The organism is Streptomyces sp. NPDC040410, from assembly GCF_055595715.1.
In genome coordinates this window covers 168008-192875 of the sequence record NZ_JBVIVK010000002.1, presented here as the reverse complement: position 1 = coordinate 192875, position 24868 = coordinate 168008, and the positions used below count along the sequence as shown (strand labels likewise).

The 24868-nt window shown below is 70.8% G+C and carries 22 protein-coding genes, 1 tRNA gene and 1 pseudogene; 14 read left to right on the top strand and 10 right to left on the bottom strand.

What is annotated here, in order from left to right:
- Window positions 1–333: 333 nt before the first annotated feature.
- Both ACZ562_RS04840 and ACZ562_RS04835 read left to right on the top strand, forming a co-directional pair.
- Window positions 334–930: a SigE family RNA polymerase sigma factor gene (locus ACZ562_RS04840; protein WP_471174218.1), complete on the top strand. Its 597-nt coding sequence runs from the start codon at window positions 334–336 to the stop codon at window positions 928–930.
- 146 nt (window positions 931–1076) lie between these two features.
- Window positions 1077–2117, top strand: coding sequence for a hypothetical protein (locus ACZ562_RS04835; protein ID WP_471174217.1), 1041 nt, complete (start codon window positions 1077–1079; stop codon window positions 2115–2117).
- A gap of 53 nt (window positions 2118–2170) precedes the next feature.
- Here the strand turns inward: ACZ562_RS04835 and ACZ562_RS04830 are convergent, their stop codons facing one another.
- Complete coding sequence (locus ACZ562_RS04830; protein ID WP_471174216.1) at window positions 2171–2965, bottom strand: SURF1 family protein; 795 nt, start codon at window positions 2963–2965, stop codon at window positions 2171–2173.
- 412 nt (window positions 2966–3377) lie between these two features.
- Between ACZ562_RS04830 and ACZ562_RS04825 the strand changes: the two genes are divergently transcribed.
- Window positions 3378–5219, top strand: a complete 1842-nt coding sequence (locus ACZ562_RS04825) for a S9 family peptidase (protein WP_471174215.1) — start codon at window positions 3378–3380, stop codon at window positions 5217–5219.
- 151 nt (window positions 5220–5370) lie between these two features.
- Here ACZ562_RS04825 and ACZ562_RS04820 read toward each other — a convergent pair whose 3' ends face one another.
- Complete coding sequence (locus tag ACZ562_RS04820; protein ID WP_471174768.1) at window positions 5371–7380, bottom strand: potassium channel family protein; 2010 nt, start codon at window positions 7378–7380, stop codon at window positions 5371–5373.
- A gap of 182 nt (window positions 7381–7562) precedes the next feature.
- Here ACZ562_RS04820 and ACZ562_RS04815 point away from each other — a divergent pair, with 182 nt between their 5' ends.
- The 8 genes from ACZ562_RS04815 (at window position 7563) to ACZ562_RS04780 (ending at window position 13949) form a co-directional block, all read left to right on the top strand.
- The gene (locus ACZ562_RS04815; RefSeq protein ID WP_471174214.1) at window positions 7563–8588 is read left to right on the top strand and encodes a permease; all 1026 of its coding nucleotides are present in this window, start codon (window positions 7563–7565) and stop codon (window positions 8586–8588) included.
- On the top strand, window positions 8585–9454 hold the full coding sequence (locus tag ACZ562_RS04810) for a TIGR03943 family putative permease subunit (protein WP_471174213.1): 870 nt from the start codon (window positions 8585–8587) through the stop codon (window positions 9452–9454). The genes ACZ562_RS04815 and ACZ562_RS04810 overlap by 4 nt, the downstream gene beginning before the upstream one ends.
- A gap of 113 nt (window positions 9455–9567) precedes the next feature.
- Entirely contained in the window at window positions 9568–9990 is a 423-nt protein-coding gene (locus ACZ562_RS04805) for a DUF6325 family protein (protein WP_471174766.1), read from the top strand.
- Between the two features lie 83 nt (window positions 9991–10073).
- Entirely contained in the window at window positions 10074–10373 is a 300-nt protein-coding gene (locus tag ACZ562_RS04800; RefSeq protein WP_471174212.1) for an SHOCT domain-containing protein, read from the top strand.
- 32 nt (window positions 10374–10405) lie between these two features.
- Window positions 10406–10750: a carboxymuconolactone decarboxylase family protein gene (locus ACZ562_RS04795; RefSeq protein ID WP_471174211.1), complete on the top strand. Its 345-nt coding sequence runs from the start codon at window positions 10406–10408 to the stop codon at window positions 10748–10750.
- A gap of 411 nt (window positions 10751–11161) precedes the next feature.
- Window positions 11162–12505 (top strand): dicarboxylate/amino acid:cation symporter, encoded by a 1344-nt coding sequence (locus ACZ562_RS04790; RefSeq protein WP_471174210.1) that lies wholly within the window; start codon window positions 11162–11164, stop codon window positions 12503–12505.
- Window positions 12502–13224 (top strand): cysteate racemase, encoded by a 723-nt coding sequence (gene cuyB / locus ACZ562_RS04785; RefSeq protein ID WP_471174209.1) that lies wholly within the window; start codon window positions 12502–12504, stop codon window positions 13222–13224. Before ACZ562_RS04790 ends, cuyB begins: the two co-directional genes overlap by 4 nt.
- Before the next feature lie 38 nt (window positions 13225–13262).
- Entirely contained in the window at window positions 13263–13949 is a 687-nt protein-coding gene (locus ACZ562_RS04780; RefSeq protein WP_471174208.1) for a GntR family transcriptional regulator, read from the top strand.
- 249 nt (window positions 13950–14198) lie between these two features.
- On the opposite strand, the gene ACZ562_RS04775 is transcribed toward ACZ562_RS04780, so the two are convergent.
- Both ACZ562_RS04775 and ACZ562_RS04770 read right to left on the bottom strand, forming a co-directional pair.
- Entirely contained in the window at window positions 14199–14654 is a 456-nt protein-coding gene (locus ACZ562_RS04775; protein ID WP_471174207.1) for a hypothetical protein, read from the bottom strand.
- A gap of 456 nt (window positions 14655–15110) precedes the next feature.
- Window positions 15111–15294, bottom strand: a pseudogene (locus tag ACZ562_RS04770) (IS481 family transposase); the annotation flags it as partial.
- Window positions 15295–15396: 102 nt separating this feature from the next.
- Here ACZ562_RS04770 and ACZ562_RS04765 point away from each other — a divergent pair.
- Window positions 15397–16236 carry a hypothetical protein gene (locus tag ACZ562_RS04765; protein ID WP_471174206.1) on the top strand — a complete coding sequence of 280 codons (840 nt, stop codon included), beginning with the start codon at window positions 15397–15399 and terminating at the stop codon, window positions 16234–16236.
- A gap of 324 nt (window positions 16237–16560) precedes the next feature.
- Here ACZ562_RS04765 and ACZ562_RS04760 read toward each other — a convergent pair.
- From ACZ562_RS04760 to ACZ562_RS04750, 3 genes are all read right to left on the bottom strand, one after another.
- Window positions 16561–16634: transfer RNA gene (locus tag ACZ562_RS04760), tRNA-Pro, on the bottom strand.
- 34 nt (window positions 16635–16668) lie between these two features.
- A complete protein-coding gene (locus ACZ562_RS04755) occupies window positions 16669–17472 on the bottom strand; it encodes a Pr6Pr family membrane protein (protein WP_471174205.1) in 804 nt (267 codons plus the stop codon).
- A gap of 83 nt (window positions 17473–17555) precedes the next feature.
- The gene (locus ACZ562_RS04750; protein ID WP_471174204.1) at window positions 17556–18482 is read right to left on the bottom strand and encodes a metallophosphoesterase; all 927 of its coding nucleotides are present in this window, start codon (window positions 18480–18482) and stop codon (window positions 17556–17558) included.
- Window positions 18483–18574: 92 nt separating this feature from the next.
- Between ACZ562_RS04750 and ACZ562_RS04745 the strand changes: the two genes are divergently transcribed.
- Window positions 18575–19039 (top strand): GatB/YqeY domain-containing protein, encoded by a 465-nt coding sequence (locus ACZ562_RS04745; RefSeq protein ID WP_471174203.1) that lies wholly within the window; start codon window positions 18575–18577, stop codon window positions 19037–19039.
- Between the two features lie 165 nt (window positions 19040–19204).
- On the opposite strand, the gene ACZ562_RS04740 is transcribed toward ACZ562_RS04745, so the two are convergent.
- Complete coding sequence (locus ACZ562_RS04740) at window positions 19205–21460, bottom strand: transglycosylase domain-containing protein (protein WP_471174202.1); 2256 nt, start codon at window positions 21458–21460, stop codon at window positions 19205–19207.
- Window positions 21461–22003: 543 nt separating this feature from the next.
- Here ACZ562_RS04740 and wblA point away from each other — a divergent pair.
- Window positions 22004–22342, top strand: coding sequence for a transcriptional regulator WblA (wblA, locus tag ACZ562_RS04735; RefSeq protein WP_067033339.1), 339 nt, complete (start codon window positions 22004–22006; stop codon window positions 22340–22342).
- 15 nt (window positions 22343–22357) lie between these two features.
- Here wblA and bagB read toward each other — a convergent pair whose 3' ends face one another.
- On the bottom strand, window positions 22358–23767 hold the full coding sequence (gene bagB, locus ACZ562_RS04730; RefSeq protein ID WP_471174201.1) for an ATPase BagB: 1410 nt from the start codon (window positions 23765–23767) through the stop codon (window positions 22358–22360).
- 103 nt (window positions 23768–23870) lie between these two features.
- Window positions 23871–24848, bottom strand: a complete 978-nt coding sequence (gene bagA, locus ACZ562_RS04725; RefSeq protein WP_471174200.1) for an ATPase BagA — start codon at window positions 24846–24848, stop codon at window positions 23871–23873.
- Between the last annotated feature and the right edge of the window lie 20 nt (window positions 24849–24868).

Below are 24868 nucleotides of genomic sequence, written 5' to 3'. Positions count from 1 at the left end.
TCTGGATATACGGGAAGAGCGGGTAGGCATGAGGGCGTTCGACGCACGGTCAGTTGTGCTGCCTGACGCAGGGCCGTCGGCCGGTTCGGCCGACGTGGGACCTGTGAATCCGTCCGGCGTACGAGCGTCTGGTGCGGGACCGTCCGGCGTACACCTGTCCGACACAAAAGTGACGCCCGGCACGTACAACCCTGACGGGGGGAAACGTGTCCAACTGGCGTGGCAGAGGTACTCGACTTCTCCCCCGCCCTCGGCCCCGCCCGAGCGGGGAGACCCCCATCGGCGACCCGCGGCACGGCCCTACGGCCGCCCCGCCCGTCCCTCCGACCCCGCATGCCCGGCACGCCCGGCGGCATGCCGGTGATCGCACCCATGCCCGCAGCGCGGCCCACCCGCATACCGAATCAGCGCGACGGCGCCGACGACATCGCGGCCGCCGGTACCACCGTCGACCATCTCACCGAGACCTACCGCGCGCACTACCGCTCGCTGCTGGGTCTCGCCGCCCTCCTCCTCGACGACACCGCCTCCTGCGAGGACGTCGTCCAGGAGGCGTTCATCCGCGTCCACTCGGCACGCAAGCGCGTCCGCGACCCCGAGAAGACGCTCGCCTACCTGCGTCAGACGGTCGTCAACCTCTCCCGCTCGGCCCTGCGCCGCCGCATCCTCGGCCTGAAGCTGCTCCCCAAGCCGATGCCCGACATGGCGAGCGCCGAGGAGGGTGCGTACGACCAGCTGGAGCGGGACTCCCTGATCAACGCGATGAAGGGCCTGCAGCGCCGTCAGCGCGAGGTCCTCGTCCTGCGCTACTTCGCGGACATGACCGAGGCACAGGTCGCCGACTCGCTCGGGATATCGCTCGGCTCGGTCAAGGCCTACGGCTCGCGCGGCATCGCCGCCCTCCGGGTCGCCATGGAGGCGCCGGCATGAGCGAGCACGACGACGGGCAGGGGCACCCGCACGTCCCCCATGAGCCCCCTGGGGGTCCCCCCGGGCCATTCGGGCCGAAGGGGAGGCGCGAGCCGGGGGCGCAGGACAAGCAACAGCCGAAGCAATCGCACGCTGGGAACGGAACTGTGAACCACGGCCTCGACGAACAGAGCTCTGACGGGCTCGACTCGGACGAGCTGGCACTGCGCCGGATGCTGCACCGGGCGGTCCAGGAGGTCGCACCCCGCGACGGCACACTGGACCATCTGCGGCGCGCGGTCCCCGCACGGCGGGCCCGCAAGCGTCAGGCCATGGTCGGCATGGCGGCCGCCGCTCTGTTCCTCGGCACCGCCGTCCCGGCCCTCGTGCACGTCTCCAACTCCACCGGCACCGACGCCAACCCGTCCATGGCCGGCAACGCCTCGCAGACGCAGGGCGGCGGCGGACAGGGCAAGGGCCCCGACGGCGGCGAGAGCGCCGTCGGCGGCTCCTCCGGCAAGACCGAGGACCAGGGCACCGGCGGCAAGACGAACGACGACGAGACCAAGGGCTACAGCACGGGCACCGGCACGAGCAGCGGCTCCGAGGCCCCGGCCACCACCACGGCGGACGCCTCGGCGTGTATGCCGGGCCAGCTCGGCTCCGCCACCGGCGCCGCCAACGCCCCCGACTCCGCGGGCACGGTCTACGGCACCTTCCGAATCGTCAACGTCTCCACCGCGGCGTGTACGGTCACCGGTCCTGGCACCGTGAACACCACGCCCCAGGGCGCGGCGGACGCCACCAAGATCAGTACCGCCCGCCACATCTCGGGGGACGCGGCCGCGGGACTGCCCGACCCGTCCCTCGAGGTCTCCCCACTCCTCCTTCAGCCCGGCTCCGCCTACGAGGTGAGGTTCGCCTGGGTCCCCTCCGATACCTGCCCCACCAGCAGCGGCAACTCCGGCGGCGAGACCGGGGGCTCGACCCCCGACCCGACCACCAGCCCGGACGACGGCACGACCGGCGGCGCCACCACCGGCACCGACAGCGGGACCACGGCCCAGCTCGTCACCGAGGACGGCACGGCCGACGGCAGCGTGACGGTCACGAACACGGCGGAGGGCGGCGGACCGGTGGTCTCGACGACGGTGTCCAACGCGTGTGCGGGGACGGTGTACTGGACGGGCGTGCTGACGGGGGCGTGACGGGTATCCGGCCTGCGGGCCGGTCGGCACCCACACCCGGGCTCGGCCCCGATTCACCTGGCCCCGGCGTCCACAGCCGCCGGCTCCTCGTCCGGCACCAAGCCCAGCGCGGCGTCCCGCACGAACTCCACCTCGCGCCGCAGCAGCCGGAACCACATGAACACCACGAACCCGGCGAAGACGAACCACTCCCCGGTGTACCCGAGGTTCTGGAACGCCTTCAGGTCCAGCCCCGTGTCCGCGGGTGCCGCCGCCGGTACGGCCTTCATCCCGGAGTCACCCCGCTCCAGGGTGACCCAGGCGTCGTGGACGTCGTACGGCACGAGGTTCACCAGCGACGCCGCGCTGATCGCGCCGGTCTGCCCGGCCGGCAGCCCGCCCCGCGCACTGACGCCGTTGTCGCCCGGCGTCTCGGACGCCTGCAGCGCACCCGTGACGGTGACCTCGCCGCGCGGCGCGGCCGGCGCCTTCGACGCGTCGGCGTCTCCGGGCAGCCAGCCCCGCACGACCGGCAGCGCCTTGCCGTCGTCGGTGCGCAGCAGCGTCAGGACGTAGAAGCCGCGCTTGCCGTCCAGTTCCCGGTCGGGTACTAGCAGCTGCTTGGCGTACCGCCCGGTCGCGGTGGCCGGCTTGCCGGACGTCGCCTTGTCCACCGGCAGCAGCTCCTGCAGCGGACGGGCGGCCTCCAGCCGGCCGGACGCCGCCTGCGCGTCGGCGCCGCGATGGTCCTGCATCCGTGCCTCGAAGCGGCTCAGCTGCCACGACCCCATGAAGACGCAGAAGGGGATGGCGAGCAGCACGAAGACGTTGATCCCCCACCAGCGGGGTGTCAGCAGAAACCGGTACACGCCTTCAACGGTACGGGGCACGGGCCGCGGCACGGGCCGCGGGGTCAGTCCCGACCGACCAGGTGTTCCCGGCCCGCGGGCCGTTCGTACGGCTCCGGCCAGTAGTCCGTGACGGTGGCTTCCCCGCTCTCGGCTCCGCTGTGGCGGGGGTCCCCCACCGCGTCCGCGGCAGCGTGCAGACGACGTGGTCGGCCAGGGTGTCTGCCAGGGTGTCGGCGAACCCGGTCAAGTCCCGGCCTCGGTGGTGGCCCAGAACCTCTCGACGGTTTTGCGCTGTTAGGTCATGCGGGCGAGTCCGCACCCGGCCACTGACGATCGCCCCGAGCTTCACGGCGGGTACTCACTGTGGGAGTTTTCCACAGGCTGGGGACCTGACCTGCACATTGTCCGACGGGACGGGCAGTATGGGGCCATGACTGAGAGCAACGGGTCGGACGAGCAGGACCGGCAGGACCAGCAGGAACAGCGCGATGCGGTGCCGGACTGGGAGAAGCGCTTCCGGGCGCCCCGGGTGTCCCTGCCCGACTGGGCGGAGGACGCACCGGACCGCTCCCTGTTCGTGTCGAACGCGACGGGAACGTACGAGCTGTACGCCTGGGACCGTGCGACGGGCGAACAACGCCAGGTGACCGACCGGCCGAACGGCACGACGGACGGAGTGCTCTCCCCGGACGGCGCCTGGATCTGGTGGTTCGACGACAAGGACGGCGACGAGTTCGGCGTCTGGCGCCGTCAGCCCTTCGGCGGCGGGGCCGACGAGCCCGCCACCCCGGGCCTCGAACCTTCGTACCCCGCGGGCCTGGCCCTCGGCCGGGACGGCCGGACGGCGGTCGTGGGCCGCTCGACCGACGAGGACGGTACGACGATCCACCTCGCCCGCACGGGCGCGGACCCGGCGGAGATCTACCGCCACCGCGAGTCGGCGGGCGTCGGCGACCTCTCCCACGACGGCTCGCTGATCGCGATCGAGCACACCGAACACGGCGACGCGATGCACTCGGCCCTGCGTGTCCTGCGCGCCGACGGCACGCCGGTCGCCGAGCTCGACGACACCCGGGGCGGCACGGCGGAGCTCGGCCTCGACGTGCTCGGCTTCGCGCCGGTCGACGGGGACACCAGGCTGCTGATCGGGCATCAGCGGCGGGGCCGCTGGGAGCCCCTGGTGTGGGACGTGGCCACGGGCGAGGAGACCGAGCTCGCCCTGGACCTGCCCGGCGACGTCGGCGCCGAGTGGTACCCGGACGGAACCGGCCTGCTGATCGCCCACAGCTTCGAGGCCCGCAGCGAACTGTTCCGGTACGACCTGGGCAGTCGCACGCTGGAAAAGGTCCCCACCCCGCCCGGCTCGGTCTCCGGGGCGACGGCACGCCCGGACGGCAGCGTGGAATACCTCTGGTCCTCGGCCGCCGAGCCGTCGACGGTCCGCTCGACGACCGGCGGAGTCCTCCTGGACCCGCCCGGACTCAAGTCACCGGGCTCGGTCCCCGTGCAGGACGTGTGGGTGGACGGCCCCGGCGGCCGCATCCACGCCCTGATCCAGAAGCCGGCGGGCACGACGGGCCCACTCCCCACCGTCTTCGACATCCACGGCGGCCCCACCTGGCACGACAGCGACTCGTTCGCTGCGGGCCCGGCGGCCTGGGTCGACCACGGGTACGCGGTGGTCCGCGTCAACTACCGCGGCTCGACGGGCTACGGCCGTGCCTGGACGGACGCGCTGAAGCACCGTGTGGGCCTGATCGAACTGGAGGACATCGCGGCGGTGCGGGAATGGGCGATCGGCTCGGGGCTCGCCGACCCGTCCCGTCTGATCCTCACCGGCGGCTCCTGGGGCGGCTACCTCACCCTCCTCGGCCTCGGCACCCAGCCGGACGCGTGGACCCTGGGCATCGCGGCGGTCCCCGTCGCCGACTACGTCACGGCGTACCACGACGAGATGGAGGCGCTGAAGGCCATGGACCGCACTCTCCTCGGCGGCACCCCGGAAGAGGTTCCGGAGCGCTTCGAGGCGTCGTCCCCCCTGACGTACGTCGACCAGGTCAAGGCCCCGGTCTACATCTCGGCGGGCGTCAACGACCCACGCTGCCCGATCCGCCAGATCGACAATTACGTCAAACGCCTGGAGGCCCGAGGCGCCCTCCACGAGGTGTACCGCTACGACGCGGGCCACGGCTCGCTGGTGGTGGACGAACGGATCAAGCAGGTCAGACTGGAGCTGGACTTCGCGGCGAGATATCTGGGGAGCGTCGCGTAGCTGCCGGCAGTCGTGCCGCCGGGGCGATCGGGGTCCCCCGCTCCAGCGAACCCGAGAGCGGGGGGCGGGCGCGGCCGGCACCCCCGGCGGGGCCGGCCCCGCGCGACCCACCGCAGCCCGGCCCTGGGCCCGGCCCCGGCGCCCGGCCCGCTCACGCCCCCGCCCGCTCCCGCGACCGCCTCCCCAACAGCTCCGCCAGCCCCCGCCGAGTGGCCGCCAACACCACCCGATCCTCCCCCCGCAGAACCCGCGTCTCGGGGAGATCCCACACCAGCCCCGAAGAACCCCCGTCCGCCCCCACCCGCACGTCCTCGTACGCCTCCTCGACCGCCGGCTCCCCCCGCCGGCCGTAGGAGACACCCGGTTCCAAGGCCAACACCCGCCACGCCCCCGCCCGGAACGCCTCCCCGACGGTCTTCCCCTCCAGCTGCGGATGCCCGCCCACATCCACGGCCGCGAACAGCAGCACCCGCCGCTCCACCGGAATCGCCCCCAGGATCTGCCGGCCCATCATCGCCCCGGCGAAGGCGGGCGCCGCCAGATGGGACACGCTCCGACTACGCGTGGAGGCGTTCGGGTGCGCGGCCCGGAGGGTGCGGTACACGGCGGTCGCGAAGTCGTCGTCGTACAGCCGCAGGACCACCCGAAGATCGGGCCGCACGGATCGCGCGTACAGCACGGCCTCCAGATTCGTCGTGTCCGCGCTCGTCACCGCGAGCAGCGCGTCCGCCCGATGGATCTTGGCGGCTTCCAGAACCCCTTCCTGCGTGACGTCCCCGAGCACCACCGGCACCCGCAGCCGCCGCGCCGTCGCCAGCCCGCGCGCCTCGGGGTCGGACTCGACGCACACCACCGGAATGTGCAGTTCCCGCAGCCGTGTCAGTACCCGCGTGCCGATCTTGCCCAGTCCGAGCAGCACGACGTGCCCGCCGAGCCCGCGCGGCGGCTTGCGCAGCGCGGACGCGTTCCGGAAGGTCCCCAGCGCCTCCAGCACCGCCGCCAGCAGCACCGGCAGCATCAGCAACCCGACGAGACCGGACAGCAGTTGGAGGATCTGCCGTCCGAGGGACTGGCCGAGGGCGGGGTCGTCGATGGCGAACAGATCGAGCAGCGTGAGGTAGAAGGCGCCCAGCGGATGGATGCCGGTCACCAGCCATAACGCGACGGCGAGCGCGAGCACGCACCCCACGAGCCCCGCCAGCGACCACCGCAGCCGCCGCGAGAACAGCGACGCGAACGCCGGGACGACCCCGCTCCCCGCGGGCAGCGAGGGCCCGGAGTACGACACCTGCTCCAGGACGACACTCCCGCGCCCGCGGGCGTCCCGCACCGCCGCGGCGTCGGGCAGCAGCAGCGGTCCCTGCTCCCCGCTGCCGTCGGAACCGTCCGCGCCTGCCGGGTCGTTGCCCGTCGTGGACAGCAGGGCAAGGGTGGCCAGCCCCGGACCGGCGGTCTGGCCGGGCCGCGGCGGCGGCCGTTCCACCGCCCGCAGCAGCAGGCCGTCCGTCTGTACGACCTTGCTGGTACCGGCCAGCGCGGTGGCGGCCAGCGCGGGCGCGGCGGTGTCGGCGTCCGACAGGACGGTCGTCGAGGAGTCGGACGTGTCCAGCCCGGAGCCCGGCTCCTGGCCTTCCCCGTCACCGGTGGCCAACGCGGCCGCCTGGTCGAGGAGTCCCTCGATGTGCTGCCCCAACCGGCGGTTGTAGAGCCGGAGTACGAGCCGCAGCGTGGGGTTGAGCCGCCGGGCGGTGAGGGCGGCGCGGATGTTGGTCTCGTCGTCGTCGTACACGAGCGCGAGCGCGGCGGCCCGTGCGACGCCCGCCTCGGCGAGCACGGCCTCGGTCGGCTCGGCGGCCTCCATCACCCGCTCGTTCCCGGCTGTTTCGCCGCCGGAGCCGCTGCCGCCGCTCGTGCCGTTGGTGCCGTTCGCGGTGCTCGTGGCGTTCGTGGCGTTCGTGCCGTTGGCGCCGGTGGCCCGGCTGACCGCCGCGTTGACCACCCGGTCGAGCAGCGCAGCGGACGCGGCCCGGGCCCGGCCGACCACGGGTGGCCGTACGCCGCGTTCGGAGGGCGGTACGACGAGCGTGACCTGTTCGCCGTACACACCGCGCAGTTCGGCCGCGAGCCGGTGCGCGAGTCCGTCGTCGCCGCACACCACCATGTGCGCGGACACGTCACCCGGCTGAATTTGATTCGGAACGCTCCCCACGAGGGAAGAGACTGCCTCAACGGGACGGGTGGTTCCAAGGAGCACGGGCCCCGCGGTGAACGCCGGCGCTCCGCCCGCCGTACCGAAGGGGAGGGAAACCAGCGCCCTTCCGCACCACCGGAGGTACCTCGCCCGTGGCCATCACCAAGGCAGCTCCGACGCGGGCTGCGAACCGGGACGCGGCCCGTGACGGGGACAACGGCGGCCGGCAGCCGGACTCGAAATCCCCTCTCGTCCTGACCCTGCTGCTCGTCCTGGCCGTGCTCCTGCAGGGCCCGGTCCGCCGGGCGCTCGGCGCGCCGGTGATGCAGAGCTGGATGACGGTGTTCGTCGCGGTGGTCGTCCAGGCCCTGCCGTTCCTCGTGCTGGGAGTCCTGCTGTCCGCGGCGATCGCGGTGTTCGTGCCGCCGTCGTTCTTCGCCCGGGCCCTGCCCGGCCGCCCCGTCTTGGCGGTCCCGGTCGCCTCGGCGGCGGGCGCGGTGCTCCCCGGCTGCGAGTGCGCGTCCGTACCCGTGGCTGGAGCGCTCGTGCGCAGGGGCGTCACCCCGGCCGCGGCACTGGCGTTCCTGCTGTCGGCTCCCGCGATCAACCCGATCGTGCTGACGGCGACGGCCGTCGCGTTCCCGCGCAACCCGGAGATGGTGCTCGCCCGTCTGGTGGCCAGCCTGCTGGTGGCGTGCGCGATGGGCTGGCTGTGGCTGCGCGTCGGCCGGGCCGACTGGCTGCGCCCGCCGGCCCGGACGTCGTACGAGGGCCAGGGCAAGGGCGCGGCGTTCTGGGGCTCGGTCCGGCACGACGTGATGCACGCGGGCGGCTTCCTGGTCGTCGGGGCGATGGCCGCGGCGACCCTGAAGGCCGTGGTCCCCTCGCACTGGCTGCGCACGGCGGCGGACAGTCCGGCCGTGTCGGTGCTGGCCCTGGCGATCCTCGCCGTGCTGCTGTCGATCTGCTCGGAGGCGGACGCGTTCGTGGCGGCGTCGCTGTCACAGTTCTCGCTCACCGCGCGGCTGGCGTTCCTGGTCGTCGGCCCGATGATCGACCTGAAGCTCTTCGCGATGCAGGCGGGCACGTTCGGCCGCGGCTTCGCCCTGCGCTTCGCCCCCGCCACCTTCGCCCTCGCCGTCCTGGTGTCGGTTCTGACCGGGGCGGTGCTCCTGTGAACCGGCAGGCACAGGCGGCGGTCCTGTTCCTGCTCGGCGCGGCCCTGCTGCACGCGGGCCTGACCGACCTCTACCTGCGCTACGTCAAGGCCGGCCTGCGCCCGATGCTGCTGGCATCCGGCGCAGTACTGATCGCGGCGGCGCTGGCGACGGCGTGGTACGAGTGGCGGCGGGGGAGAGGGGGCCCAGGCGCCGAGCACTCCGGTGATCACATTCACGGCAATGGAGGCGGCGGCCTCGGTCATGGAGGCGGCGGCCTCGGTCATGGAGGCGGCGGCCTCGGTCATGGAGGCGGCGGCCTCGGTCATGGAGGCGGCGGCCTCGGTCATGGAGACGACGGCCACGGCCACGCTCACCGCGAACCCCGGGTCTCCTGGCTCCTCGTCCTCCCGCTCTTCGCCCTCATCCTGGTCGCCCCGCCCGCCCTCGGCTCGTACAGCGCCATGCACACGGGTACGGCGCTGCAGCAGTCGTACGGCTACCCGGCCCTGCCCGGCGCCGACGGGCCCCTCCGACTGAGCCTGGCCGACTACGCGAGCCGCGCGGTCTACGACCACGGCCGCTCACTGCGCGGCCGCCAGATCAGGATCACCGGCTTCGTCGCCCTGGACCACGCCGGCGCCCCCTACCTGGTCCGCATGGCCCTCAACTGCTGCGCGGCGGACGCCCAGCCGGTGAAGATCGGCCTGACCGGCCGGATCCCCCCGGTCCTGCAGCCGGACACCTGGCTGGAAGTCACCGGCACGTACACCCCCCGCCGGACGAAGGACCCGGTCAACAACGGCCCGATCCCCTATCTGAAGGTCACCGGAGCCGCCCCGGTCCACGCGCCGCACGACCCCTACGACGAGACGTGGAACACCTGACGGTCGGGCCTGGGGCGAGTCCTCACCGGGTGCGTCGGTAGGTGTCCGGTGATGGAATGGCCTTCGGGGGCTTCGAGCGCAAGAGGTGAGCCGTGACCGAGCAGAGCGACGAGATGGGGCCCATCGACTACATCGTCGTGGAGTTTCCCGGCAACCGAATGACGGGGGAGGCCTTCCCCCTGCTGGTCGACCTGGTGGACCGAGGCCTCATCCGGATCCTCGACCTGGTGTTCATCAGGAAGGACGAGGACGGCTCGGTGACCGCCCTGGAGATCGCCGACCTCACCGGTGACGGCAACCTGGACCTCGCCGTCTTCGAGGGCGTCCAGACCGGCCTGCTCGGCCACGACGACATCGAGGAAGCCGCCGCCGCCGTCGAGCCGGGCAACTCCGCCGGCCTGCTGATCTACGAGAACGCGTGGGCCGCCCCCTTCGCTGCCGCGCTGCGCCGTGGCGGAGCCCAACTGGTGGCCTCCGGACGGATTCCCGTACAGGCGATCCTCGCCTCGCTCGAAGCGGCCGAGGCCGCTTCCTGAGGTGCGGCGGGCCGAGCAGCACGCGTCTTTCCGGACGTACCTCGTCAACTCAAGCTGAGAATTCGGTGAGAAAGGACATCGCCATGCCAGGTCTCCTTCGCGGAGTGGCCCGCACGGCGGTCGTCGCCGGCACGGCGACCGCGGTGTCCAACCGTGTGTCGCGCCGCCAGCAGGGACGCTGGGCCGCCCAGCAGGGCCAGTACCAGGAACCCGCGCAGTACCAGGAACCCGCGCCGGCGCCCGCCGCGCCGCCGCCCTCCGCCCCGCTGGCCGACGACATGAGCAGCAAGATCGACCAACTGAAGGAGCTCGGCGAACTCAAGGCGCAAGGCATCCTCACCGAGGCCGAGTTCGAAGAGCAGAAGCGCAGACTTCTCGGCTGAGCGGCCCGCCGCTCCTGCGGAGGAGGGACACGATGCCGGACGACGGCGTGCCCGGCGGCGCCTTCGAGGCCCTCGCCGGGGCGGACGACCGTGTGTTCGAGGAACTCGTCCAGATGACGCTGGACACCTTCGAACGCTCGGGCCTGGATCCGCGGACGTACCTGCTGACCCGTATCGCCGCGCTGGTGGCGCTTGACGCGGCCCCCGCCTCGTACCTGCTGAACATCGCCGCGGCCGAAGAGGCCGGCGTGCCGATGGAGACGGTGCGGGGCGTCCTCGTGGCGATCGCACCGGTGGTGGGCAGCGCCAGGGTCGTCTCCGCCGCGGGGAAGATCAAGGAAGCCTTCGCGGAGGCGGACGAGCCGCGCCAGGCCTGAGCCCGGGGCTGACGGCGCACCGCGGCGGCCCATGCCGGGTGGGCCGGGCGGCGCCACGGCGGAGCGGCACGTGTGTCACGGAGGGGCCGCCGCCGAGGGCCCCGGCGGAGTGTCCGGTGCCAGCAGCGAACCGTCCAGCGGGCGCAGTGAGGTGGCCAGGGCCAGGCGGACGGCGGTCGGGTGGACATCGTTGGCGCTCTGGCCGAGGTCGACGTGGTCGATCGAGGGGGTGGACCACCTTGGTCGTGCTCCATGCGGCGCGGCCTGCGCCTTCTGATGCTCCTCGTCGTGGCCGGCGGACGTAGGCCGGGATGCCCTCCGGCGCGGGCCCCCTTGACAGGCACCCGTCCTGGGGCCCAGTCTGGCCGATCAATACGCAGAGCGCAATATATTGCATGTTGCAGGAGTCGCATGAACACCTCGCTCACCCCCACCACCAGCGCAGACACCCCACCGGTCCGGCCGCACCGGTTCCTGCGGCGATGTCTCCGGATGCCCATCGGCGTCCAGTCGATCATCGCCGTCGGGCTCGGAGCCCTCATCGGAAGCCTCGCCCCGTCAGCGGGCGAGCAGATGAAGATCCTCGGGGAGGTGTTCCTGAACCTGGTGCAGGTCGTGGTCCTGCCCCTGGTCTTCCCCCTCATCGTGCTGGGCATCGCCCGCATGGAGTCGGTCAAGAAGGTCGGCCGGATCGCGGGCAAGGCCATCCTCTACTTCGAGCTCGTCACCACGGTCATCCTGCTGATCGCGGTGGGCCTGGCCAAGCTCACGGACATCGGCACAGGCGCCCCCGTCCACACCGGCGGCTCCAAGGACGTGGCGGGCCTGGACCAGGGCATCGACTTCCACGAACTGCTCCTGCACGCCGTGCCGAAGAACATCTTCGCGGCGTTCAGCGAGGGCAACCTCCTCGGCGCGATCGTCTTCGCCCTGCTCGTGGGCGTGGCGATGGCCGCGATCGGGGAGAAGTCCGCACCCTTCGCCTCGCTGCTGGATTCCGTTGCCGCGGTGATGTTCAAGGTCGTCGGCTACGTCATCCGCATCGCGCCGCTGGGCGTGCTCGGCTTCATCTCCTACGACGTCGCCCACTACGGTTTCGGCAACCTGCGCAGCCTGATCGGCTTCATCGCCGTCGTCTACGCCGGCCTGGCCATCATCGTCGGCGTGCTCTTCCCGCTCATCGCCGCGATCTACCACATCCGCTACGTCGACCTGCTGAAGACGATCGCCGGGCTGGCCGGGATCGCCTTCGTCACCCGCAGCTCCGAGTCCGTCCTCGCACCGCTCATGGGCAAGCTCGAAGAGTTCGGCCTCAGCCGGTCGACGACCTCGTTCGTCGTCCCCCTCGGCTACTCCTTCAACACCGACGGCTCCGTCCTCTACCAGGCCGCCGCCCTGGTCTTCCTCGCCAACGCCTACGGCACCGACACCTCACTGCCCGCCCTTCTTCTCATGGTCGGCGTGCTGGTGATCCTCTCCAAGGGCATGGCCGGCGTCGCCTCCGCCTCCATCGTCGTCCTCATCGCCGCCGGCAACTCCATCGGTCTGCCCGCCGAAGGCGTGGCACTCCTCCTCGGCGTGGACTTCATCGTCGACATGGCCCGAACCGGCGTGAACGTCATCGGCAACTCGCTGGCCGCTGCCGTCGTCGACAGTTCCGAGAAACGGCGGGAAGCCAAACGCGGCCATCGCGAAACCCCCCACGCCCCGGCCGAGCACGAGGTGATGGCACTGCGGAAGGACACCGCGCAATGAGCACCCCCACCGCCACGAACGAGATCATCGGGATCCTGGGCGGCATGGGCCCGGCAGCCACCGCCGACTTCTACGCCAAGTTGGTGTCGACGACCCCGGGCACCAGCGACCAGGACCACCTCAGGACGGTCATCTGGTCCGACCCCACCATTCCCGACCGCACCGATGCCCTGCTCGGCGACGGCCCCGACCCCACCCCGTGGCTTCTCGAGGGCAGCCGCGTTCTGCGCGAGGCCGGTGCCACGGTGATCGCCATCCCGTGCAACACCGCGCACGCCTTCGTCCCGCGCATCGCCCACCACGTCGGCCTGCCCATCGTCCACATGATCGGCGAGGTCGCCCGGCATCTCACCACGCTGAACCCACGCGTCCACACCGCCGGACTGCTCGCCACCAGCGGCACGGTCCGGGCCGGCCTGTACCAGGAGTGGCTGGACCGCGCCGGGATCCGCCTCGTACTGCCCGCTGCCGCCGCCCAGGACCGCGAGGTCATGGCCGCCATCCGCGGGGTGAAAGCGGGCGCCCGCGACGGCTCGACGACCGCGCTCCTGGTCCGCGCCGCACGGCGCCTGACCGAACAAGGCGCCCAGGCGGTGATCGCCGGCTGCACGGAAATCCCACTCGGACTTCCCGCCGATGCCCTCGACGTCCCCCTCATCGACCCGGCTCTCATCCTCGCCCGGGCCTTGGTCCGCCGGGCAGGCGGACCGACGGCGTAGCCGGGTAGGGAGACCAAGAGCGATGTACTGTACGCAATATGTCACTCGACAGCCCTGTTTCCCGCCGCCTTCTCAGTGACGAGGTCTTCCACCGCCTGCGCGACTCCATCGTGCGCGGCGAACTCGTCCCCGGCGAGAAGGTCAAGGACAGCGAGCTCGCCGAGCGCCTCGGGCTCAGCCGCACCCCGGTGCGCGAGGCGCTCGCCCGGCTCTCCGACACCGGCCTGGTCGAAGCCAAACCCGGCGTCTACACCCGCATCACCACCCTCAACCGCCGCGACGTGGCCAAGACCCTCGCCGTCCTGCGCTCCCTCGACCAGCTCGCCATCGAGACAGCCGTCCCGGTCATGACCGAGCAGGACCTGCAGCGCATGCGCGAGGCCAACCGCGAGTTCGAACGGGCCGTCGCCGCCAACGACATCACCGCCGCGCTCGCCGCCGACGACCGCTTCCACGGCGTCCCCATCACAGCCGCGGACAACCCCGTGCTCAGCCGGATCGTCGAGCAGTTGCACCCGCAGATCCACCGCATCCTCTACCGCAAGTTCTCCACCCTGCTCGGCGGCCGCAACACCATCGAACACCATGACCAGCTCGTCGACGTCTGCGCCGGCGGCAATGCCCGCGCCGCCGCCGAACTCTCCGGCCGGCACTGGTCCGAACTCGGCGGCCACATCAACGAGCTCTTCGACACCAACCAGTTCGCCGAAGCGGCGCCAGGGTGAAGCACCAGCCCCTGCCGGCGATCGGTACCAAGGGGGAGTGGACCCCGCAAAAGCTCCGGCACCGCTTCGTGTCCCCGCTCTCCGGCCACGGCATCCCGCTGGAGACCAGTGCCTTGTCGGTCGGTCACAGCAGTCAGGCGCCACGGAGGCGGTCTACCGCAGACAGATCCGGCCGGGGTACCTCTGGACGTGGCCCCCTTCCAGGTGGCGACGCCAGTGTGCCGCCGAGGCATCCTCCGCGTGCTGCCGTCAGGGGCGTTGTGCGTTCTGCAACCGCTCGACCTGTCGGCTGACGAGGTCGGCGGGGAAGGACGCGCTGCCGCCGACGTTCTGCTTTCGGAACATCACGATCGTGTTCCCGGCCCGCACCACGGTGAACTGCTCGTTGCTGTCGCCCGGGTGCTCAGGGCCCATGGGGATGGTCTCCCGGAATCGCACGGCTTCGTCCCCGACGCCCGGGGCCTGTTCCGTCTTCAGCGTGGCCTTGAACTTCCCCACCCAGCCCGTGCCCTCATACGAGCGGCAGGACCCGAGTGCCCGCTTGAGCTGTGCGAAGGCCTGCCGGGCCTTCCCGTCTTCGTAGGCGGCAAGAGTCGAGCTGCCACCCCAGATATCACCCTTCCAGTTGAAGACCTGAAAGACGACGGTGGAGGCGCGCTCCCCGTTGCGGATGTCCAGCATGGTCTGACAAGTGGGGTCGGACACCGGCGGGAAAGTGCGCTGTTCCTCCTTCGGCTGGGGGTCATGCACCGGAATGTCGGCCTCCTGCGCCCCCGCAACCTCGCCCTCCCTGAAGGTGAGCGCCCGCAGCTGTGCCCGCGTCAGAGGGGTTGTGGCTGCCTTGGCCGATGCGGTCGCCCGCGGTCCCACCGAGTCTGGTGGCGCATCTGGACCCGCGGAGCACCCGGAGGCCATCAGGGCCCCGGCCATCACGGAACCGAGTGCCGACATGAGCCGCAGCGTGCGGACGTGCATGGATGTCCCCCCAAGGACTGTGAGAGCGCGGACGCTGACGGTAGCCGTGCCGGGGCGTCCATGACCAGGGACTTCCTACGAAACCGAGCGGCTGGAGCGGACCGTGGAGGCGCTCGACGGCATCTCCCGGGCCCTGGTGCGGACGGCGGAGGGGCCGCGTGCCCTGCAAGGTCCGCAGGAGATCCGGCAGTGAGGGCGGATGAACCGTTGCCCGGCGCCGAGGCCGGCCACGGCCCGGCGGCAGGACGTGCTCTCGCGGTGGTCCAGGCGTCGCCGTGCGGGTGAGGAGGCCGGCGCCGGTGCCGGCCTTCTCATCGGCGTGGATCTCGGCAGAGGCCGGGCGGGAGTGATCGTCTACGGCAGCGTGGACCCTCTGGGGCGGCGCCGGGCGGCTCGCCGACCGGTGGCGGCCTCCCATGGGCGGTGGAAGGATCGGAAAGATCCCTTTACGTACACGTTCTCGAGGAGCGGCATGGACGACGAGGGCACCAAGGATGTGACGGAAACCGACGTCGATGCCATCGATGCCATCGATGACTACGTCGACGAGGAACCCGTCGGTGGGGAGCTCGCGGAGCCGGACGTTCTCCTCGACGTCCCCCTGCTGAAGGTGGACGAGATCGCCCTGGACGTCGAGGATCTGCGCGCGAAGGTCTCGCTCCAGGCGGAGGTGCTCGACCTGCTCCGGCTGAACGTGGGCGCGTACGTGGAGCTGGGCGCCGTCCACCTGGAGATCAAGGGCGTGGAGGCGCAGGCGCTGCTGAAGGTGCGTCTGGACAACGTCGTGGAGGTCATCGGGAGGGTTCTGACGACCATCGACCGCAACCCGGACATCCTCAGGGACGTGGCCTCGGGCGTCGGGACCGCCGTAGGTGAGGTGGGCACTGGGGCGGGCCGTACGATCGACGAGGTCGGGCGTGGTGCCGGCAGGGCGGTGGAGGACGTGGGGCGCGAGGCCGGGACAGCGGTCGAGCGCCTGGGTGACGACACGGGCAGCGCGGTCGCGGGGCTCGCGGAACGGACCGGGGACACGGTGGAGGGAGCCGCCGCGCGGGTCGGCGAGACGCTGCCGGACACCGCGGAGAAAGTGTCCGACGTCCCGGAGGCCGCGAGTGGCGGCGCCACACGTGCCGGGAAGGCCGGGGGCGTGACGGGCCGCGCAGAACGGAAGCTCGCGCGCGAAGAACCCGCGCGCAGGCGACGGGCCGCCGAAGGTGGCGAGGGGCGGGCGCGGCGGGGCACTGATGCGCCGCGTCGCAAGGTGAAGCGTGTGCGGGAGCAGCAGCCGGAGGACGACGGCCGGCCTCCGTGAAGGCCTGAACACCGGCACGCGGACATCGAGTTCACCTCCACCGTGGCGGCCGGCCGGCTCCGTTTCCCCGAAGCGCCGCTGGCGCACGTCCGCCTCAGCGGGAGCCCCGGCACCCGCTCGGCCACGGAGAGCACGAGGATGAACCTGGCCGACCCGGTCGACGTCGGCATGGAGTACCGGAACGTGCAGGTCCGGTACGGGCTGTCGAACACACTCGGCACCGAGGACCGACAGCGCTCTTGAAACGGCGGCGATCATGCCAACTGAAACCAGTCAGGGGCCCGATCCGCTCAGCGGATCAGGCCCCTGACTGGCACTTCACTGTCGGGGTGGCGGGATTTGAACCCACGACCTCTTCGTCCCGAACGAAGCGCGCTGCCAAGCTGCGCCACACCCCGATCGTCGCTGCTCGTCGCGGCGACGTCGTTTACTTTAGCCCACCGGTGGCTGGAGACGAAATCCGGTTTTCGCGCGGTGGCGGGTCGGGTTGGGGCGGATGTGGTCGGCGGCCACGAGGAGGGCGGCGAGGGCGTAGAAGGAGAGGCCGAGGAGGAGGGCGTTGCCGAGGACGCTCCGGTAGCCGTGGTGGTCGACGTCCAGGAACGGGTAGAGGTAGCGGCCCGGCGTACCGGGCGCGATGAGCTCGCCGCGGATGAAGGAGAACGCCAGGTAGGCCAGGGGGTAGAGCAGCCACGTCGTGACCTGGCGGAAGTGCAGGCGGCCGGGGGAGGTGAGGAGCAGCCAGTCCAGCGCCGCCGCGATCGGCGTTGCCGTGTGGAGGATCTGGTTGGCGACTGCCTGCCAGCCCGTCGGTGGCGTGGTGCCGCCCGTCAGTGAGAAGGGGCTCGCCGTGTCCGCCAACAGCAGGTGGTAGACCAGGCCGGTGATGGTGATGTAGAGCAGTGCGGCCCCTGTCACGAGCGACGGCAGGGGGCGGCGGGCCGTCCAGTTCCGGCGGGCCGAGGCGGCGAGGACCAGGGCCAGGATGATGTTGCTCTGGATCGTGAAGTGGCTGAGGACCCGGATCGGGCTGCCGTTGACCAGGTCGATCGTCACGGCTGCGGCTGCCGCCAGTGCGACCAGAAGGCGGTAGGCGGCGGCCAGGGGGCGGCGTGCCGGCGCCACCACCGCCGCGGCGGGGACGCGTGACGGGAGCAGCGCGGGCATGCCCGGGACCGCGGGGAGGCCTGGGATGTCCCTGGGTATCGGGGGTGTCGGGGGTGTCGGGGCGGTCATGCCCTCACGCTAAGCAAGGGCGACAAAACGGGCGATGTGGGAGGGCTGGGCGGGTTACGCCGGCCCAGGTCCCGTGCCGTCGGCTACTCGCGCCCCACCAGCGTCAGCAGCGTCGCCTCCGGCGGGCATGCGAACCGGACCGGCGTGTACTTGTTCGTCCCGCAGCCCGCCGACACGTGCAGGTACGACTTACGGCCCTCCGCCGTGTGCGTGGACAGCCCCTTCACGCGGTCCGTGTCCAGGTCGCAGTTGGTGATCAGGGCGCCGTAGAAAGGGATGCACAGCTGGCCGCCGTGCGTGTGGCCGGCCAGGATCAGGGGGTAGCCGTCGGCGGTGAAGGCGTCGAGGGCGCGCAGGTACGGGGCGTGCACCACGCCCATGCTGAAGTCGGCGTCGTCCGACGGGCCGCCGGCCACCTGCTCGTAGCGGTCCCGTTTGATGTGGGGGTCGTCCAGGCCGGTCAGCTCCAGGGACATGCCCTCGATCTTCAGCCTGCCCCGCGTGTTGGTCAGGTTCAGCCAGCCCGCGCCGTCGAAGCCGTCGCGCAGGTCCTCCCAGGGGTTGTGGACCGCGCCGACGGCGGGCGGATTGCCGTTCAGGCCGTGGCGGCCGCGGGCCTTCTCCACCAGGTAGCGGGCCGGGTTGCGCAGCTTGGGGCCGTAGTAGTCGTTGGACCCGAAGACGTACGCGCCCGGGAACTCCATCAGGGGACCCAGCGCGTCCAGGACCTCCGGGACGCCCTCCGGGTCGGAGAGGTTGTCGCCCGTGTTGATCACGAAGTCGGGGCGCAGGCCGGCCAGTGAGCGCAGCCAGCGCTGCTTCTTGCGCTGGCCGCCGACCATGTGGATGTCGGAGACCTGCAACATGCGCAGGGGGCGCATTCCGGCGGGGAGGACGGGGACCGTCACCCGTCGCAGCCGGAAGGAGCGGGCTTCAAATCCCGCCGCGTACACCAGACCGGCGGCGCCGGCCGCCGCGATGGACAGGGGTACTCCGTATCGCTCGCGCATGCGTCCATCGTGTCAGACCCGTCGGTGCCCGTGCCCCACCGTCCTTTAAATGAACGGGCGTCGGGCCGCCAACACCTGCGACAATCAAACCCATGACCACGCTCAAGTCGAAGCTGCAGGAAGACCTCAACGCCGCGATCAAGGAGCGCGACGAGCTCCGCTCCTCGACGCTCCGGCTGACGCTCGCCGCGATCACCAAGGAGGAGGTCGCGGGAAAGGAGAAGCGCGAGCTCTCCGACGACGAGGTCCTCAAGGTGATCACCAAGGAGGCGAAGAAGCGCCGCGAGGCCGCGGACGCCTTCGCGCAGGGTGGTCGTGCCGAGTCGGCCGAGCGGGAGAAGGCGGAGGGTGAGGTGCTCGCCGCGTACCTGCCCAAGCAGCTCGGCGACGAGGAGCTGAACCAGATCGTCGCCCAGGCCGTCGAGGAGGCGAAGGCGGCCGGTGCCGAGGGGCCGCGGGCCATGGGTGCGGTCATGAAGATCGTGAATCCGAAGGTGGCCGGCCTGGCCGAGGGCGGCCGAGTCGCCGCCGTGGTCAAGAAGCTCCTGGCGGGCTGACACCGACTCCGGTCCGCAGAAGGCAATCGGCCCCTTTCCCCTCGTACGACATCAGATGCGTACGAGGGGAAAGGGGCCGCTCCCGTCCTCAGCCCGCGCCGCCAGCCGCCAGCCGCCAGCCGCTGGCCGTCTGGCCGCAGGCCGTCCGGCGGTCAGCCGTCGGCCTCAGCCACGCCCCCCGTTCCCGTTCCTGTTACCCCCATTGGTCTGTCCCTCGATGAAGTTCTCGGGGATGGAGAAGGTGGGCTCCGGGAAGGTTCCGCCGTTCGTGCCGCCGGCGCCGTTGCCGTTTCCGTTGCCGTCGCCGTTTCCGTTGTCGTCGTCGCCCTCGTCGTCGTCCCTGCGCTTCTCGGGATCCGGGATGTCGATGAGGTTGAAGGACTCGACGCTCTTGCCCGACAGGGCGCCGGACATGGCGTCCTTCCAGATGGGGCCGGGGACCTGGCCGCCGTAGACGAGGCCGTGGTAGACGCCGCCGATCGTGATGTTGGTCATCTTGACCTTCTGGGTGGCGCTGCCGACCCAGACGGCGCCGGAGAGGTTCGGCGTGTAGCCGACGAACCACGCGTTCCTGCGCTCGTCCGTCGTACCCGTCTTACCGGCGCTCTCGCGGTCGGTGAGACCGGCCTGCTGACCCGTACCGGAGTCGACCACACCGCGCAGCAGGGTGTTGATGGTGTCCGCGGTCGTCTCGCTCATCGCCCGCGAGCACGTCGACTTCGGCACCTCGAGCGACTTCTGGTCGTTGCCGACCTTCTGCGTGATCGACTCGATGGCGATCGGCGTGCAGTACATGCCGCGGGACGCGAAGGCGGCGTACGCGCTCGCCATCGTCAGCGGGGACAGGCCCACCGAGCCGAGGGCGATGGCCGGCCGCTCCGGCAGCTTTTCGCCGTTGCCCTGCCTGACCTGCAGCTTGTCGGTCATGTTGACGACGGGGCAGAGGCCGATGTCGGAGATCATCTGCACGAAGTAGGTGTTGACCGACTTGGCCATGGCCTCCTTCAGCTGGTACGGCCCGACCTCCGATTCGCTCTCGTTCTCGACGGTCTGCCCGCCCTGGTTCGTCCACGGGCTGCTCCCGCACGTCTGGACGGGGCTGGGATACGCCATCTTGTACGGCGACGCGTACTCCTGGGTCGGCGGCCGGCCCTCCTCCAGCGCGGCCGCGGCCACGTACGGCTTGAACGTCGAACCGGTCGGCCAGCCGAAGTTGGAGCCACCCATCGCCGCGTCGACCGAGTAGTTGTACTCGGTCTCGTTCTTGCCGTAGCCGTACGGCTTCGACTGGCCCATCGCGACGACCTTGCCGGTGCCGGGCTCGACCAGCGTGGCCGCCGCGGCGACCTTGTCGGACTTGTTGACGTGGTCCTTGAGCGAGGCCTGCACCGACTCCTGCGCCTGTGGGTCGAGGGTCGTCGTGATGGTCAGGCCGCCCTGGTTCCAGATCTTCGCGCGGGTTTTCCTGGTCTTGCCGAAGACCGGGTCGCTGAGGAAGACCTTCTCCACGTACTTGCAGAAGAAGCTGGCGCCCTTGACCGCGGTGATGCAGCCGTTCTTGGGCTGGCTGACCTCGAGACCCAGTGGTGTCTTCTTGGCCTTGTCGGCCTGCGCCTGGGAGATGTCGCCGACCTCGGCCATGCGCTGCAGCACGGTGTTGCGTCGCTTGGTGGCCTCGGTCTCGTCGTTGACCGGGTCGTAGCGGCTCGGGGACTGGACGATGCCCGCGAGCAGCGCCGACTCCTGGACGTTCAGGTCCTCGGCGTGCTTGGAGAAGTAGCGCTGGGCGGCGGCCTCGACGCCGTAGGCCTGCTGACCGAAGAACGTGATGTTCAGGTAGTTCTCGAGGATCTTCTTCTTGCCGAGTTCCTCTTCCACCTGGATCGCGTACTTCAGTTCCTTGATCTTGCGGCCGAGGGTCTGCTGGGTGGCCTCAGCGACCTTCGTCGGGTCGTCGCCGGCCTCCTCGACGAAGACGTTCTTCACGTACTGCTGGGTGAGCGTGGAGGCTCCCTGGGACACTCCGCCGCTCTGGGCGTTCTTGTTGAGCGCGCGCAGGACGCCCTTCAGGTCGATCGCGCCGTGCTGGTAGAAGCGCGAGTCCTCGATCGCGACGATCGCCTTCTGCATGTACGGCGAGATGTCCTTGAGCTCGACCACCGTGCGGTCGCGCGAGTAGACCGTGGCGATCTGGTTGCCCTTGTTGTCCAGGATCGTGGTGCGCTGGCTCAGCGGCGGGCGCTTGAGATTGGCCGGGATCTCGTCGAAGCCCTCGACCGAGCCCTTGGCGGCGAGACCGAGCGCACCGGCCGCGGGCAGCGCGATGCCGGCCATCACGGCTCCCGCGAGCACACTGACACCGAGGAACTTGGCGGCCTGCTGTGTTGTCGACAGACCGCCGCCCGAGCGCTTGTTTGGCATAGGGGCAGCCTAATCCGTAGTGCTGAGGGTTCCGACGGAGCCGCTGCCTGTCGGGAGGTTCGAGTGCCGGATCGTGATATCTCGAGCATCTTGGGCATCTCGATGCGGTCGGGGCGGCGGCGACGGCACGGCGGTGTGAGGTGTCCGCGTTCTCATTTGCCGGACACGCGTATAGGCCTTGGCCTAAGCTGCACTCAACTGTCACAGCGGTAGTGCCACGAATCTATACGTCCGGCGAACCCGAATCGTTCTGGTCGTTCCCCAACTTTTTTGGTGGGGGCGTGTCCGAATCCGCCTTGTGTGTCACTTGGCGCCCGTTGTGACTCAACTGAACTGTCCCGGATTGCCGGGGAAGTCACGTATGTCGCCAGCTCACTCCCCCGGGTGATCTGCCGCTTACGCATAGTCCGTTCGGGCCATTCAAGATTGGGCCCGAAGGGGGTGTTGCGCTGTGCCCACCTTCCGTAACGTCCTCAACTGGCGGCGGTGAATATGCCGCTGCCGCCGTGGGGGAGCCTCGATTCGGGAGAGGACGGCGCCGGTATGGGCTGGGTAACCGACTGGAGTGCGCAGGCGGCCTGCCGCACTACCGATCCGGATGAACTGTTCGTTCAGGGAGCAGCGCAGAACAGGGCCAAGGCGGTGTGCACCGGATGTCCGGTACGCACCGAATGCTTGGCTGACGCGCTCGACAACCGCGTCGAGTTCGGCGTGTGGGGAGGCATGACGGAGCGGGAGCGCCGCGCACTGCTGCGTCGGCGGCCGACCGTCACCTCGTGGCGCCGGCTGCTCGAGACCGCACGGACGGAGTATGAGCGGGGGGCCGGCATTCTGCCCCTCGACGACGACGAGGTGTACGAGAACTACGCTGCGGTGAGCTGAGGGGCTCCCCTCGGCTCAGCTCTCGGCGGCCGCGGGCAACTCCGGTCGCCCGGCCGCCAGCCGGTTCCCGATGTCCCGCAGCCCCGCGAGGTCGTGTACGTCGCCGGGCAGCGCGGCCACTTCGGCCACCGCCACCTCGGGGTGGAGCGCGGTGAAGCGGTCGCGCGTGCGCTGCTCGCGGGAGAGCAGCTGCATGCGCTCGGCATGCAGCCTCAGCAGGCCTGCGGTGAGTTGTTCCACGCTCCGGTCTGCGGTTCGGTCCGCGGCGGGGGAGCCTGACCCGGATACCGGATCGGATGCGGGAGATTCTGAACTTCCGTACGTCTCGGGAGAGTTACGAAGTCCAGCTTTCCCGCCGTCCTGATCCACAATGCGGGGCTCCTCAAGATTTTCCGCGGCGGCGGTGTCGGTCGCGGGATCGTCGAGGTCGGCAGCGGGATCGTCGAGGTCGAGGTTCTCCGCGGCCGCGAGCGCCCGCTCGGCCGACAGCCGGGCGGCGCCGCTGCCGTGGACCCGGTTGAGCACCAGTCCGGCGAGCGGCATGTCCTCGGCGGCCAGCCGCTCCACGAAGTACGCGGCCTCCCGCAGCGCGTCCCGCTCCGGCGCCGCGACCACGAGGAACGCCGTCCCGGGCGCCTGGAGCAGCTTGTACGTGGCGTCCGCGCGTGTGCGGAAGCCGCCGAAGGTGGTGTCCATCGCGGCCACGAACGTCTGGACGTCCTTGAGGAGCTGTCCGCCCAGCAGCTTGCCGAGGGTGCCGGTCATCATCGACATCCCCACGTTCAGGAACTTCATCCCGGCGCGCCCGCCCAGCTTCGCCGGGGCCGTCAACAGCCGGATCAGCCGCCCGTCCAGGAAGGACCCGAGCCGCTTGGGCGCGTCCAGGAAGTCGAGCGCCGAACGGGACGGCGGTGTGTCGACGACGATCAGGTCCCACTCGTCACGTGCGCGCAGTTGTCCCAGCTTCTCCATCGCCATGTACTCCTGCGTGCCCGCGAAGCCCGCCGAGAGCGACTGGTAGAACGGGTTGTTCAGGATCACGGCCGCCCGCTCGCCGTCCGCGTGCGCCTCGACGATCTCGTCGAAGGTGCGTTTCATGTCGAGCATCATGGCGTGCAGTTCGCCCGTCGCGGAGTCGTCGATGCCCTTCACCCGGCGGGGGATGTTGTCCAGCGAGTCGATACCCATCGACTGGGCGAGCCGGCGGGCCGGGTCGATGGTCAGGACCACCACCTTGCGGCCCCGCTCGGCGGCCCGCAGACCCAGCGCCGCCGCGGTCGTGGTCTTGCCGACCCCGCCCGAGCCGCAGCACACCACGATGCGGGTCTTCGGGTCGTCGATCAGCGGATCGAGGTCGAGCATGCGCGCGGGAGACAGGTGCCGGGCGGCGTGGTCGTGCGCGTGGGCCGGATCCTGACGGCTCATGACATCCCCTGCTTCCGACTGTTCGACGACCTCATGGCAGGTCCTGTCAACGACCTCATGGCAGGTCCTGTCAACGACTTCATGGCAAGTCCTGTCAACGACCTCATGACAGGTCCTGGTTCCGCAGCTCCCGGGCCAGTTCGTACAGGCCCGCCAGATCCATGCCCTCGGCGAGCAGCGGCAGTTCGTGCAGCGGCAGGCCCAGCTCGCCGAGGACGGCCCGCTGTTCGCGCTCCAGCTCGTACCGCTCGGCGTACTCCTCGGCCTGCTGCAGGAGCGGGTCCACCAGCTTCTCGGCGTTTCCGCCGCGCCGTGCCCCGCCCAGCCCCGCCGCGGACAGCGACTTGGCGACGGCGGTGCGCGGAACGCTCCGTACGAGTTCCAGGTCGGTGGCGTCCAACACCTCGGGCCGCACCATGTTGACGATGATCCGCCCGACCGGCAGCCGCGCCGACCGGAGCTCGGCGATCCCGTCCGCGGTCTCCTGGACGGGCATCTCCTCCAGCAGCGTCACCAGGTGCACGGCCGTCTCCGCCGACTTCAGCACCCGCATCACGGCCTGCGCCTGATTGTGTATCGGCCCGATCTTCGCCAGTCCGGCGACCTCGTCGTTGACGTTGAGGAACCGGGTGATGCGCCCGGTCGGCGGGGCGTCCATGACGACGTAGTCGTAGGCGAACCGCCCCGACTTGTCCTTCCGCCGCACCGCCTCGCACGCCTTGCCCGTCAGGAGTACGTCTCTCAGCCCGGGCGCGATGGTGGTGGCGAAGTCGATCGCGCCGAGCTTCTTCAGGGCCCGTCCGGCGCTCCCCAGTTTGTAGAACATCTGGAGGTAGTCCAGAAGGGCCAGTTCGGGGTCTATGGCGAGGGCGTACACCTCCCCGCCCCCGGGAGCGACGGCGATCTTCCGCTCCTCATAAGGCAGCGCTTGTGTTTCGAAGAGCTGCGCGATGCCCTGCCGACCCTCGACCTCGACGAGAAGCGTCCGCTTCCCCTCGGTGGCCAGGGCCAGCGCGAGGGCTGCGGCGACCGTGGTCTTCCCGGTCCCGCCCTTGCCGCTGACGACGTGGAGCCTGCTCACGTCTTCGAGCCTAACCAGTC

Excerpts from the sequence above, each read along its gene's own strand:
- ACZ562_RS04840 (WP_471174218.1), top strand. The coding sequence starts at position 334 with ATGCCCGGCACGCCCGGCGGCATGCCGGTGATCGCACCCATGCCCGCA.
- ACZ562_RS04825 (WP_471174215.1), top strand. The coding sequence starts at position 3,378 with ATGACTGAGAGCAACGGGTCGGACGAGCAGGACCGGCAGGACCAGCAG.
- ACZ562_RS04820 (WP_471174768.1), bottom strand. The coding sequence starts at position 7,380 with ATGGTGGTGTGCGGCGACGACGGACTCGCGCACCGGCTCGCGGCCGAA.
- ACZ562_RS04805 (WP_471174766.1), top strand. The coding sequence starts at position 9,568 with ATGGGGCCCATCGACTACATCGTCGTGGAGTTTCCCGGCAACCGAATG.
- ACZ562_RS04800 (WP_471174212.1), top strand. The coding sequence starts at position 10,074 with ATGCCAGGTCTCCTTCGCGGAGTGGCCCGCACGGCGGTCGTCGCCGGC.
- ACZ562_RS04795 (WP_471174211.1), top strand. The coding sequence starts at position 10,406 with ATGCCGGACGACGGCGTGCCCGGCGGCGCCTTCGAGGCCCTCGCCGGG.
- ACZ562_RS04790 (WP_471174210.1), top strand. The coding sequence starts at position 11,162 with ATGAACACCTCGCTCACCCCCACCACCAGCGCAGACACCCCACCGGTC.
- cuyB (WP_471174209.1), top strand. The coding sequence starts at position 12,502 with ATGAGCACCCCCACCGCCACGAACGAGATCATCGGGATCCTGGGCGGC.
- ACZ562_RS04780 (WP_471174208.1), top strand. The coding sequence starts at position 13,263 with ATGTCACTCGACAGCCCTGTTTCCCGCCGCCTTCTCAGTGACGAGGTC.
- ACZ562_RS04765 (WP_471174206.1), top strand. The coding sequence starts at position 15,397 with ATGGACGACGAGGGCACCAAGGATGTGACGGAAACCGACGTCGATGCC.
- ACZ562_RS04755 (WP_471174205.1), bottom strand. The coding sequence starts at position 17,472 with ATGACCGCCCCGACACCCCCGACACCCCCGATACCCAGGGACATCCCA.
- ACZ562_RS04750 (WP_471174204.1), bottom strand. The coding sequence starts at position 18,482 with ATGCGCGAGCGATACGGAGTACCCCTGTCCATCGCGGCGGCCGGCGCC.
- ACZ562_RS04745 (WP_471174203.1), top strand. The coding sequence starts at position 18,575 with ATGACCACGCTCAAGTCGAAGCTGCAGGAAGACCTCAACGCCGCGATC.
- ACZ562_RS04740 (WP_471174202.1), bottom strand. The coding sequence starts at position 21,460 with ATGCCAAACAAGCGCTCGGGCGGCGGTCTGTCGACAACACAGCAGGCC.
- wblA (WP_067033339.1), top strand. The coding sequence starts at position 22,004 with ATGGGCTGGGTAACCGACTGGAGTGCGCAGGCGGCCTGCCGCACTACC.
- bagB (WP_471174201.1), bottom strand. The coding sequence starts at position 23,767 with ATGAGCCGTCAGGATCCGGCCCACGCGCACGACCACGCCGCCCGGCAC.